Genomic DNA, 12426 nt, shown 5'->3' with positions numbered 1-12426 from the left:
CTTTTCCTCGTTAAGCTACATCTCAGGGTTTAGACCCTGGGCAAGAAACTCGACGAGCTTTGCAGATAGTCAAAGAACCATCTGATGATGAAACTGAACTGTGGAATCAGCTGCGATTTCTGCCAGTCTTCACTTTTTGAAAACCCGGTAAAGGTATCGAGGAAGAACAGTATCGCGGCCACAATCAGCGCGCCTCGCAACGCACCAAAACAGACCCCGAGTACCCTGTCCGTTCCTGACAGACCGGTTTTCTCGACCAGCTGACCTATCACAAAATTGACGATAGCGCCGACGATCAGTGTCGCGATAAACAGCACCGCGATGGCGATTCCATTTCGGACCAGCTCATCTTCAAAGCCCGTGAACCAGACGGACAGGTAAGTGTAGTAATGACTGGCAACAAAGAAAGCACAACCCCATGTCACCAGCGATAACGCTTCACGAACAAAGCCACGGATCAGGCTTACCAGACAGGAAAAACCAATCACCGCAATGATGGCGTAATCAATCCAGACCATATATGTCCCACGATTAAACGCCCTGTCATCCAGTTCGGGGCGAATTCTAACAGAAAAAGAAAACGTTTGCGTAGGGATTTCCTTCCCGCGCGTAAATAAAAAAGGCGCTGAAAAAATGTTCAACGCCGTAGGTTTTATCCCCTCCCCTTGAAGGGATCGGGGCGGGTGAGAGTCAATCAGTTCGCACTGTAATTCATCACCACACCGCTCAAACCGGAGATCTGTTTCAGCTCACCAAGTGAACCTTTCAGCTTATCTTTTGAGGCATCCGGTCCGACGAGAATACGCGTGATTTTACCCTGCACAGGCGTCGTTGGCGACGTGTAAACGCGATAACCCGCACCGCGTAATTTACCGACGACCTCATTCACCTTATCCGCGTTTTTCAGCGCACCCAGCTGTACAACATACGCCTTGCCGGTCGGCGCAGGTTTCTCTTCTTGCACCGGTTTTTCTGGCGCAGCTTCGGTAGCGGCGGCCAGTTGCTCGTTGGTTTTATCGCGTTGCGGTTTTGGCTGCGGTTTTTCAACCGGCTTAGCTTTTTCTACAGGCTTAGGCTGAACCACCGGTTCCGGTACGGGATCGATATCGTTGTTAGCGGTAAAACGAGAAGGATCGAGCGACGGAGCCGCCGCATTACCTGCGCGAACTTCTTCCGCAGCGCCTTCTGGCGGTTGTGCAGGCAGCGCCTGTGTTGCCACAGGTAACATGTCGGGCTCATCGCGATCGCCGGGCTTTGGCACCAGCGGGATTGCCGCGAACTCATCCTGATAATGTTTTTTTTGCCCGTCGAGCAGTCCTGGAAGGATAATCACCCCCAGCGCAACCAGCACAATGGTACCTGTTAAACGATTCTGAAACTTACTCGCCACTGGTTCTCCCCGCGTCCATCACTTCCATGACATGTGCTACGGTATGGAACGATCCACATACCAGCACGGTATCTTCAGGTTTAGCATCGGCCACTGCCGCATGCCATGCCTGCGCCACGTTTTCATAGGCTTTGCCTTCGCCGAGATGTTCCATCAGCTGTTCAGCAGTCGCGCCACGCGGCCCTTCCAGAGGAGCACAATACCAGTAATCGACCACACTCTCCATGCAGGCCAGCGTGCCGCCAATATCTTTATCATGAAGCATACCGATAACCGCCAGAACGCGCCCGGTTTTTGGTAGTGATTTGAGGCGACCCGCTAGATAAGCTGCGGCGTGAGGATTATGCGCTACATCCAGAATCACGCGCGGTGATTCACTGACGGTCTGAAAACGCCCTGGCAGAATCGCATGCTGAATGCCATCACGTATTGCCCGTTCGCTCACCGTCAAACCGCTGGCCCGCAACGCCGCCAGCGCGGTCGCGGCGTTTGGCTGCGGTACCTGTGGCAACGGCAGATTGGCTAATTCGCCCTGCGCGTCGCTAAAACGCCAGCCGTTCTCCTGAACCTCGTACTGCCAGTCAACGCCGCGGCGCATGAGTTTTGCACCCTTCTCGTACGCCACATCAGCGATGGTCTGCGGCATATCCGGTTCACCCACGATAGCCGGTTTGTTCGCACGGAAAATACCGGCTTTCTCGCGACCAATGCTTTCTCGATCCGGCCCCAGCCAGTCGATGTGATCGAGTGCGATACTGGTCACAACAGACACATCGGCGTCCACCATATTGGTGGCATCAAGACGGCCACCCAGGCCGACTTCCAGGATAACGACGTCCAGTTGCGCCTGCTTAAACAACCATAATGCTGAGAGGGTTCCGTACTCAAAATAGGTTAATGAAACCTCACCACGTGCGGCTTCAATTTCGGCAAAAGAAGCAGTGTGAGCGGATTCCGGCAGTTCGCTATTTTGCACACGCACGCGCTCCGTGTAACGCACCAGGTGCGGGGAACTGTACACGCCCACCTTATAACCTGCGGCCATCAGCACGGCTTCCAGCGTCCGGCAGGTCGTTCCTTTACCGTTGGTCCCGGCCACGGTAAACACGAACGGAGCCGGTTTGAGTACGCCAAGGCGCGCCGCAACCTGGCTGACGCGCTCAAGTCCCATATCGATGGTTTTACTGTGCAGGTTTTCCAGATAAGAAAGCCACGTGACCAGGGGCGACGTGGCTAGGGGAATATTGGTATTTTCCATGATACGCACTTTTCAGTTACGGAGTGAAAGCAAAAGGGCAGCGCCGTTTGGCCCTGCCCTTTTGAGTTATCAGGCCTCGGGTTCCTGATGCGGCACCACCACGGCTTCGCGCGGTTCGTCCGGATTTGGTGCTGGCAGATTCATCAGCTTCGCCAGAACGCTTGCCAGTTTCAGGCGCAATTCCGGGCGACGAACGATCATGTCGATAGCGCCTTTTTCAATCAGGAATTCACTGCGCTGGAAGCCCGGCGGCAGTTTCTCACGTACGGTTTGCTCGATAACGCGCGGGCCAGCAAAGCCGATCAGTGCTTTTGGTTCAGCAATGTTCAGATCGCCCAGCATCGCAAAGCTCGCCGAAACGCCGCCCATCGTCGGGTCGGTCAGTACGGAGATATACGGCAGACCACGTTCCTGCATTTTGCCCAGCGCAGCAGAGGTTTTAGCCATCTGCATCAGCGACATCAGCGCTTCCTGCATACGTGCGCCACCGGAGGCGGAGAAGCAGATCAGCGGACAGTTGTCTTCCAGCGCCTGCTCAACGGCACGGATGAAACGCGCGCCCACGACAGAACCCATTGAGCCCCCCATAAAGGAGAACTCAAAGGCCGCAGCAACGATCGGCATCTGATGAAGAGTACCTTTCATTACCACCAGGGCGTCTTTCTCACCGGTCTCTTTCTGAGCGGAAGCCAGACGATCTTTATACTTCTTGGAGTCACGGAACTTCAGCAGATCTTTTGGCTCAAGTTCGCTGCCCAGTTCTACCAGCGTTCCTTCATCGAACAGGCTATGCAGGCGATTACGCGCCGACATACGCATGTGATGATCACACTTAGGACAAACCTCAAGATTGCGCTCTAGCTCGGCGCGGTACAGAACCTGACCGCAGCTATCACACTTGGTCCACACCCCTTCAGGGATACTCGCTTTACGGGTGGGCGCGATGTTGCTTTTAATTCGTTCAATCCAGCTCATTGATAACCTTTCTGCCTGAACCTGGTCGTATGCCAGTTTTGCTGTAAGCGGCGCATAATGCCATTTTTGCCACAAACAGACCATGAATGTTGCACATTAAAACATAACAGCCCGAAACTTTGGATAAAAAAGTGGTCGAACCGCAAATGCGTTATCACTTCGTTTGTTTTGCTGCTGCGCGCCGGTGTCGAATAATTTCGATCACGCCCGGCAGCACCGAAAGCACAATAATAGCGACAATCAATAACTTAAGGTTTTCCTGAACTATCGGCAAATCACCAAAGATGTAGCCCGCATAGGTAAACAGCAGGACCCACACCAGAGCACCGATCACGTTATACGCAGCAAAATGACGATAGGACATGTGCCCCATACCTGCCACAAACGGTGCGAAGGTACGAACGATCGGCACGAAACGCGCCAGAATAATGGTTTTGCCACCGTGACGTTCATAGAACGCATGGGTTTTGTCTAAATAGCTACGGCGGAAAATCTTCGAGTTCGGATGACTAAATAGCTTTTCACCGAACAGTCGCCCAATAGTGTAGTTCACCGCATCGCCAACAATAGCCGCCACGATCATCAATACCACCATCAGGTGCACGTTCAGATCGTTGGTTGGCAGTGCAGAAAGCGCACCCGCAACAAACAGCAGCGAATCTCCCGGTAAAAATGGCGTGACCACAAGCCCGGTTTCACAGAACAAGATCAGGAACAAAATGGCATAGACCCAGACGCCATACTGCGCGACCAGCTCTGCCAGATGAACATCGATATGCAGGATGAAATCGATGATAAAACGTATTACGTCCATATTCGCTAAGCCTTAATTGCAACTGCGTTAGTCCGCTAAAAACAGCGGGCCCATTGGCGGCTTTGGAAGGCCAAAACGTTCTGGATAATCAACCGATACCAGATACAAACCTTCCGCTTTCGCCGTTGCTGCCGCAAGCGTTCTGTCCTTCGCTGCCAGCAGTTCTGCAATCCAGCTCTCCGGCTGGTGTCCGGCACCTACTTCCATCAGGCTGCCAACGATATTCCTGACCATATGATGTACAAAGGCATTCGCTTTGATATCCACCACCACATACGCGCCATAACGACTGACGGTAATGTGCATTACGTTTCGCCACGGCGTGCGCGACTGACACTGCACCGCACGAAACGAGGTAAAATCATTTTCGCCGAGCAAGCTCTGCGCCGCGCGCTGCATACGCTCGGTATCCAGCGGCTCATAACAGTGCGTGACGCCCTGGCCCAACACGGCCGGACGCAGGCGGTGATTGTAAATGATGTAACGGTAACGGCGCGCGGTGGCGCTAAAACGCGCGTGAAAATCGTCCGGCACATTTTTTACCCAACGCACCGCGATGTCACCAGGTAGATTCGCATTTACCCCTAGCGTCCACGCCGCATCTTTACGCACTGCCGTGGTTTCAAAATGCACAACCTGACCGGTGCCGTGAACGCCCGAATCCGTACGACCCGCACAGTTCACGCTAATGGGTTCGTTCGCCACCTGAGAGAGCGCTTTTTCCAGCTTTTCCTGGACGCTGCGCACGTCATTCTGACGCTGCCAGCCATAGTATTTACTGCCATCGTACTCGATACCGAGAGCAATTCTATGAACCGGCTGTAGTTCCACTTCGGACATCAGTACAGATACTCCTGCACCAGTTTTTCAGCGATCTTCACTGCCATCAACGCGCCACCAAAGCGAACGTTATCCGCAACAGACCAGAACTGGACCTGCTCAGGCAGGCCGTAATCATTACGCACGCAGCCGATGGATAAGTGTGCGCTGCCTGTGGCATCGCCTACCTGAGTCGGGAAGTCTGTTTCCTCGCTCAGTGAGATATCCGCAACGCGTTCAAAAGCCTCGCGCGCCTCTTCCGCTGACAGCGGACGCAGTGCTTCAAAGCTCACCATCTGCGCATGACCGTAAAAGACCGATGACTGTACGCAGCTTGCCGAAATCATCAGCCCGTCGTCCTGCAACACTTTGCGCGTTTCATCGACGATACGACGCTCTTCACGCACGTTACCTTCACGATCCGGCAAAATCGGCATCATGTTGAACGCCAGCTGGCGCCCGAAGAAATCGTCTTCATCTACCGGGATACCGTTCAGCAACTTCGCGCTCTGTCCTGCCAGCGCGTCTACCGCTTTTTTACCACGAGCAGAAACGGAGAGCAGGCTGGTCACCGTAATGCGCGACAAACCGCCATCGTCGATCAATGGCTTAAGTGCTGTCAAAAGCTGGCTAGTCAGGCTATCCGGTACCGCAATGATATTGCGGTTACGGTAGTCTGCCAGAACGGAGGGGTTAACGTCCGGTACAACCAGCGGCACATCAGGCTCCAGGGCATACAGGCCGCTTAAATCAATTACCAGGCAACCTGCGTTGGCCGCTTCTTCAGCGTAGGCCGCCGAGGCTTCAACGCCTGCGGCAAAAAAGGCCAGCTGCGCCTGCGACCAGTCAAACTCGGCAACGTCCTGAGCACGAACCGTTTTCCCTTCATAGCGCAGCGCTTCGCCTGCACTCTCGGTACGGGTCAGTGCAAAGATTTCACCCACCGGGAACTGACGCTCAGCAAGTGTTTCGAGCAGGGCTTGGCCCACAGCGCCAGTGGCACCCAGTACGGCAATATTCCAGCCTTCAGACATGGTGGTTTACTCCAGAAATAAATAAGCGTCCCCGCCAGATTATCCAGCAGGGAGCATTAAGAAGACATTAACGCGCCGGGTTGTGTACGGCGTTAAACCCTATTTTATTGAGTAACGTAGCCGCACTGGCATCGTCACAAATGATATACAGGGAAGACCATTCGCGGCGCTCAAGATAATGTTTACGCAGCTTGTCAAATTCACCCGGAATACCCGCCACTTTACGCAGCAGCGCGTCGTCGCGGCGCACATCATACACTAAATGCACCAGCCTTTTTAGCGAAGACTCGTCGAGTGTGCCGTGCAAGGTGATGCGCCCAAATTCCGGGGCAGGCAGGAGCGTATCAAGCGACACCTGCTGTGAGTGGCCAATAAAGGTGCTATAAGCCTCAAAGACTTGCGTCGTCCCCCGGGCTTTGCCTTCCAGCGTGTAGCCCGCGATATGCGCGGTGGCAACGTCCACTCGATTCAATAAAGCGACGTTTAGATCCGGCTCGGGTTCCCAGACATCCAGCACTACGCTGAGATCTTGCCCCTCTTGCAAACATGTGAGCAGCGCGGCGTTATCGACTACCGGGCCTCGGCAAGCATTTATCAGAATAGTGCCAGGCTTCAGGCGACGAATCAGTGCCTCATCGGCCAGATGGAAAGATTGATAAGGACCGTCCTTGAAAAGCGGCGTATGGAAAGTCAGCACATCGGCCTGTTCAACCAGCTCGTCAAGCGAACGGAAATCGCCCATCTCACCTTTGTCCGCACGAGGGGGATCGCACAGCAACGTGCGAATGCCCAGCGCTTCAAGGCGTTTTTGCAAACGTCCACCAACGTTACCCACACCCACGATGCCGACCGTACGGTCTTTTAGCGCAAAACCATCTCGCTCACCAAGCATCAACAGAGAGGAGAAAACATACTCCACAACCGCAATGGCGTTGCAGCCGGGTGCGGCAGAGAATCCGATGCCCGCCTGTTCAAGCCACGCGTCATCAACATGGTCGGTTCCTGCCGTTGCCGTTCCGACAAACTTAACGGCTTTACCGGACAGCAGAGCTTCGTTGACTTTGGTAACAGAGCGCACCATGAGGGCGTCGGCATCAGCCAACTCCTCAACCGGAATAGGACGACCAGGAATAGCCTTGACGTCACCCAGGCGGCTAAATAGCTCGCGGGCGTAAGGCATATTTTCATCAACGAGGATTTTCACGTCTGGGTACCTGTTTGAGAGGAAGTTAACCGGGCAAGTGTGCCATAATCTCGCCGCCAGGCATATACGCATGCGTGAGCCCGGTTTACGGTGAGTGATGACTTAAAGGATCGATAACGATGCAGCCCATTTCAGGTACGCCGCCGCGCCCTCCAGGCGAAGGCCCCATTGCACCTTCAGCTATTGGTGAACAGCCTCTTTCAACACAGCAGCGTACCGTGCTGGAGCGTCTGATTACGCGCCTTGTTGCGCTGACTTCGCAGCAGAACGCCGAAGTGTGGGCTGGCATGAAACATGATTTGGGGCTGAAGAACGAAACGGCGTTGTTATCACGCCATTTCCCCGCAGCCGAGCAAAACCTGAACCAGCGTCTGAATACGGCGCAGCAAAATCATGCTACTCGTCAGATCGTTTCCCAACTGACCGAGCTGCTGGGCCAGGGGAACAACCGCCAGGCCGTGAGCGATTTTATCCGCCAACAGTTTGGTCAAACCGCGCTTAGCCAGCTCACGCCTGATCAACTCAAAACCGTGCTGACGCTTTTACAAAACAACCAGCTTTCTATTCCTCAGCCGCAGCAGCGGCCAGCAACCGAGCGACCACTGCTGCCTGCCGAACACAATACGCTCAAGCAGATGGTCACAAAGCTTGCGGCAGCGACCGGCGAATCGAACAAGCTTATCTGGCAATCCATGCTGGAGCTTTCTGGCGTAAAAACGGGTGAACTGATCCCCGCGAAGCAGTTTACGCATCTGGTGACATGGCTACAGGCTCGTCAAACGCTCAGCACCCAAAGCGCACCAACGCTGCATACCCTGCAAGCCGCATTGAAACAACCGCTTGAGCCGCGGGAGTTTGATGTCTTTCGGGATTACGCACAGCAAAACTGGCAGGCCACTCCGCAGACGGCGCTGACCACAGCGCAGGTTCAGGATTTGCTGAATCAGATCTTTGTGCGCCGCGCCGATCGCGAGCCAGGCGTACCTGAAGCCCGCCATATTCAGCCAATTTATAGCCCACTTTTCGCTCCGGTCGTCGAAACGCTGAAATCGATCTCTGCTCGTCCGGGACTGATGTTCGTCGCACTGTTAATTGCGCTAGCCATCTTCTGGATTGTGGCTTAACGCTTTCTGAACGCGATTTGCGTCACAGCCGTTCCGCCTGGCTTCTGATAAAGGCATAAAAAAAGGGAGCCATCAGGCTCCCCTCTCGAATATATAAACGTATAACTTACGCTTTCAGTTTACGCATCACCAGCGTGGCGTTAGTACCGCCAAAACCGAAGCTGTTAGACATCACGGTCGTCAGCGTTTGCTCGGTCGGTTTGGTCACGATGTTCAGACCAGCCGCCTTCTCGTCCAGATCTTCAACGTTGATGCTTGGCGCGATAAAACCATGTTCCAGCATCAGCAGAGAGTAGATAGCTTCCTGCACACCAGCCGCTCCCAGAGAGTGACCGGTCATCGCTTTGGTCGCAGAGATTGCCGGGCTGTTGTCGCCGAAGACTTCACAGATGGCACCCAGCTCTTTCAAGTCACCTACCGGAGTAGACGTTCCGTGGGAGTTCAGGTAATCAATTGGAGTATCAACGCCGTGCATTGCCATCTTCATGCAGCGTACTGCGCCTTCACCGGATGGAGCTACCATGTCAGCGCCATCGGACGTTGCGCCGTAGCCAACGATCTCAGCATAAATGTGTGCGCCACGTGCCAGAGCGTGTTCCAGCTCTTCAACCACGACCATACCGCCACCGCCAGCGATAACAAAACCGTCACGGTGTGCATCATAAGTACGGGAGGCTTTTTCTGGTGTGTCGTTGTATTTGGTGGACAGTGCGCCCATCGCGTCAAACTCACAGGCCATTTCCCAGCCCAGCTCTTCGCCGCCGCCAGCAAATACGATGTCCTGTTTACCTAACTGGATCTGCTCAACCGCGTTACCGATACAGTGTGCAGACGTCGCACAAGCGGAGCTGATGGAGTAGTTTACGCCGTGGATTTTGAACGGCGTCGCGAGGCAAGCGGAAACCGCTGAACCCATCGCTTTGGTCACAACGTACGGACCTACTGCTTTCAGACCACGCGGGCTACGCATAGCGTCAGCGCCGAATACCTGCGCTTTTGACGAACCACCGGAGCCAGCGATCAGACCAACACGCGGGTTGTTCTGATAAACTTCGTCGCTCAGGCCAGCATCTGCAATGGCTTCCTGCATGGAGAGATAAGCATAAATAGAGGCATCGTTCATGAAACGAACCACTTTGCGGTCAATCAAACCGGTGGTGTCCAGTTTGACGTTACCCCATACGTGGCTACGCATACCTGAATCTTTAAACTCTTCAGAGAAAGTGATCCCGGAGCGTCCTTCACGCAGAGATGCCAGGACTTCCTGCTGGTTGTTACCGATGCTGGAAACGATGCCCAAGCCAGTAATCACTGCACGTTTCATTCAATACCTCTGTAAGTCGCACTATAATAAGTTTCGAGTGGCACAATAGCGTACACTTGTACGCCGAACAAGTCCGATCAGCCAATTTCTGAGGAAATTTGCACCGACGGACTCACATCGTTAAGATCGCACCACTGCCTGTCAGACGAGTAACTTACGTGAAACAAAACGCCATACAACCCGCCAACCTTGAGTTCAACGCTGAGGGTACACCTGTTTCCCGAGATTTCGACGATGTCTATTTCTCTAATGATAATGGACTGGAAGAGACCCGTTATGTTTTCCTTGAAGGTAACCACCTGGGCGACCGTTTTCCGCATCATCCACGCAGTCTGTTTGTGGTCGCAGAGAGCGGTTTTGGCACCGGGTTAAACTTTCTTACCCTCTGGCAGGCGTTTGAGCAGTTTCGGGCGGCTCACCCTGACGCTACGCTTCAAAGATTACATTTCATCAGTTTTGAGAAGTTTCCGTTAACCGCCCATGATTTGGCGCTGGCGCATCAGCACTGGCCGGAGCTCGCACCCTGGGCTGAACAACTCCAGGCCCAGTGGCCGTTACCGATCGGTGGATGCCATCGCCTGCTATTAGACGGTGGACGCGTGACGCTGGATTTATGGCTCGGCGATATTAACGACCTGACCGACCAACTCGACGATTCTCTGAATCAACAAGTCGATGCCTGGTTTTTAGATGGTTTTGCCCCAGCCAAAAATCCGGATATGTGGAGCGAACATTTGTTCGCGGCTATGGCGCGTCTTGCCCGCCCTGGCGCGACGCTGGCGACCTTTACCTGCGCCGGATTTGTGCGCAGAGGTTTGCAGGAAGCCGGTTTCGCCATGCAAAAAGTGAAAGGGTTCGGACGTAAACGCGAAATGCTGATTGGCTCAATGGGGCAGGAAAGGCCTCAGCTAAAAGCAGCCCCCTGGTTTGCCCGCACCGGCAGCGAATCCCGCGAGACCGCGATTATCGGTGGCGGTATCGCCAGCGCCCTGCTTTCGCTTGCCTTACTTCAGCGCGGCTGGAAGGTTACGCTCTATTGTGCCAATTCCGCCCCTGCCGGAGGCGCGTCCGGAAATCGTCAGGGCGCGTTATATCCCCTGCTGACCGCCCACGACCCGTCGCTCAGACAGTTTTTCCCGGCAGCGTATACCTTCGCACGTCGTCTGTATGACACCCTGCCGGTCACGTTCGATCACGACTGGTGTGGCGTGACGCAACTCGGTTGGGATGAAAAAAGCCAGCAGAAGATTACGCAGATGCTCTCCCTCGGACTACCAGCTGAAATCGCGACAGCGGTAAATGCACAGCAAGTGAAGGAGAAGACAGGTCTGCAAACAGACTGCGGTGGGATCCATTATCCGGCAGGCGGCTGGCTGTGTCCGGCGGATCTCACGACAGCAGCGATAAATCTTGCCCAAACTCGCGGATTAAACGTCTGTTATGACCATCAGGTGACGTCACTGGAAAGCCGAGAAACGGGCTGGCATGTACGTTTTCTCAACGGCGAAGAAGCTCTGCATGCCAGTCTGGTGCTGGCAAACGGTCACCGTATCGGCGACTTCCCGCAAACCGAGAAACTGCCGGTTTACCCGGTAGGCGGCCAGGTCAGCCATATTCCAACGACTCCACATCTGCGTAATCTTCGCCAGGTCTTATGTTATGACGGCTATCTGACACCGCAAAACCCGACTAACGCCCATCACTGCATCGGTGCCAGCTACCACCGGGGGCAGAAAGAAATCGCATACAGTGAGGCAGATCAGCAGCAAAACCGTCAGCGTTTGCTTGACTGTTTCCCGCAGGCTGAATGGGCAAAAGAGGTCGATGTTAGCGGAGCCGATGCACGCTGCGGTGTGCGCTGTGCAACCCGCGATCATCTGCCAATGGTCGGCAACGTGCCGGACTACGATGCCACGCTCGAAGCGTATGAAGATCTTTCTGAACGCCGTGAGTCTGCTCTCTCCGCCCCCGTGTATCCCAACCTGTTTATGATCGGTGCGCTGGGATCGCGTGGGTTATGCACTGCGCCACTGGCGGCGGAAATACTGGCCTCGCAAATGAGCGACGAGCCGATCCCTATGGATGGCGTAACGCTGGCGGGACTGAGCCCCAATCGACTGTGGGTGCGGAAACTATTGAAAGGAAAAATGATTAAGTAGGCTGACGCCTGACGCCCTCTCCGCCTGGAGAGGGCAAAGAACAGGATTACTTCAATTTTGCCTGCTGGAACAGATTGTCCCACATCGCTAAAACTAAAGACTGGTCACGCGGAGAGAGTTCGCCCGCCTGAATGGCTTTTTCAAGTCCGCGCCCCACTTCAGCGTGAACCGCTTCTGGCGAGTGGTCGTCGCCCGCTTCCAGCTCGGCGACGGCAAGCGTCAGGTGACCACGCAGATAACCGCTGGCAAACAGTTCATCGTCACTGGCGTGTTCTACCATGTCATCAATTAACGCCAGAATGCGTGATTCAAATTCTGCGATCAT

General features: G+C 54.4%; 12 protein-coding genes. 2 read left to right on the top strand and 10 right to left on the bottom strand.

Going from position 1 to position 12426, the window contains the following annotated elements; genetic code table 11:
• Window positions 1-29: 29 nt before the first annotated feature.
• From cvpA to pdxB, 8 genes are all read right to left on the bottom strand, one after another.
• Window positions 30-518: a colicin V production protein gene (gene cvpA / locus AC6EMZ_RS07085; RefSeq protein ID WP_498401754.1), complete on the bottom strand. Its 489-nt coding sequence runs from the start codon at window positions 516-518 to the stop codon at window positions 30-32.
• Between the two features lie 176 nt (window positions 519-694).
• Window positions 695-1390 (bottom strand): cell division protein DedD, encoded by a 696-nt coding sequence (gene dedD / locus AC6EMZ_RS07080; protein ID WP_498401753.1) that lies wholly within the window; start codon window positions 1388-1390, stop codon window positions 695-697.
• Window positions 1380-2648 carry a bifunctional tetrahydrofolate synthase/dihydrofolate synthase gene (gene folC, locus AC6EMZ_RS07075; RefSeq protein WP_498401752.1) on the bottom strand — a complete coding sequence of 423 codons (1269 nt, stop codon included), beginning with the start codon at window positions 2646-2648 and terminating at the stop codon, window positions 1380-1382. Before folC ends, dedD begins: the two co-directional genes overlap by 11 nt.
• Window positions 2649-2717: 69 nt before the next feature.
• Window positions 2718-3623, bottom strand: coding sequence for an acetyl-CoA carboxylase, carboxyltransferase subunit beta (accD, locus tag AC6EMZ_RS07070; RefSeq protein WP_498401751.1), 906 nt, complete (start codon window positions 3621-3623; stop codon window positions 2718-2720).
• A gap of 154 nt (window positions 3624-3777) precedes the next feature.
• On the bottom strand, window positions 3778-4437 hold the full coding sequence (locus AC6EMZ_RS07065; protein WP_498401750.1) for a DedA family protein: 660 nt from the start codon (window positions 4435-4437) through the stop codon (window positions 3778-3780).
• Between the two features lie 27 nt (window positions 4438-4464).
• Window positions 4465-5277 carry a tRNA pseudouridine(38-40) synthase TruA gene (truA, locus tag AC6EMZ_RS07060; RefSeq protein ID WP_498401749.1) on the bottom strand — a complete coding sequence of 271 codons (813 nt, stop codon included), beginning with the start codon at window positions 5275-5277 and terminating at the stop codon, window positions 4465-4467.
• Window positions 5277-6290 (bottom strand): aspartate-semialdehyde dehydrogenase, encoded by a 1014-nt coding sequence (locus AC6EMZ_RS07055; protein ID WP_498401748.1) that lies wholly within the window; start codon window positions 6288-6290, stop codon window positions 5277-5279. The genes truA and AC6EMZ_RS07055 overlap by 1 nt, the downstream gene beginning before the upstream one ends.
• A gap of 67 nt (window positions 6291-6357) precedes the next feature.
• On the bottom strand, window positions 6358-7494 hold the full coding sequence (gene pdxB, locus AC6EMZ_RS07050) for a 4-phosphoerythronate dehydrogenase PdxB (protein WP_498401747.1): 1137 nt from the start codon (window positions 7492-7494) through the stop codon (window positions 6358-6360).
• A gap of 119 nt (window positions 7495-7613) precedes the next feature.
• Here pdxB and flk point away from each other — a divergent pair, with 119 nt between their 5' ends.
• The gene (gene flk, locus AC6EMZ_RS07045) at window positions 7614-8618 is read left to right on the top strand and encodes a flagella biosynthesis regulator Flk (protein WP_498401746.1); all 1005 of its coding nucleotides are present in this window, start codon (window positions 7614-7616) and stop codon (window positions 8616-8618) included.
• A 106-nt stretch (window positions 8619-8724) separates the two neighbouring features.
• Here flk and fabB read toward each other — a convergent pair whose 3' ends face one another.
• Window positions 8725-9942 carry a beta-ketoacyl-ACP synthase I gene (gene fabB, locus AC6EMZ_RS07040; protein WP_498401745.1) on the bottom strand — a complete coding sequence of 406 codons (1218 nt, stop codon included), beginning with the start codon at window positions 9940-9942 and terminating at the stop codon, window positions 8725-8727.
• A 158-nt stretch (window positions 9943-10100) separates the two neighbouring features.
• On the opposite strand from fabB, the gene mnmC reads away from it, so the two are divergent.
• Window positions 10101-12101, top strand: coding sequence for a bifunctional tRNA (5-methylaminomethyl-2-thiouridine)(34)-methyltransferase MnmC2/FAD-dependent 5-carboxymethylaminomethyl-2-thiouridine(34) oxidoreductase MnmC1 (gene mnmC / locus AC6EMZ_RS07035; protein WP_498401744.1), 2001 nt, complete (start codon window positions 10101-10103; stop codon window positions 12099-12101).
• A gap of 46 nt (window positions 12102-12147) precedes the next feature.
• Here mnmC and AC6EMZ_RS07030 read toward each other — a convergent pair whose 3' ends face one another.
• Window positions 12148-12426 carry a YfcL family protein gene (locus AC6EMZ_RS07030; RefSeq protein ID WP_498401743.1) on the bottom strand — a complete coding sequence of 93 codons (279 nt, stop codon included), beginning with the start codon at window positions 12424-12426 and terminating at the stop codon, window positions 12148-12150.

It is taken from the genome of Enterobacter sp. SCRI0065 (assembly GCF_059766475.1).
This window is presented reverse-complemented; position numbering and strand designations above follow the sequence as displayed.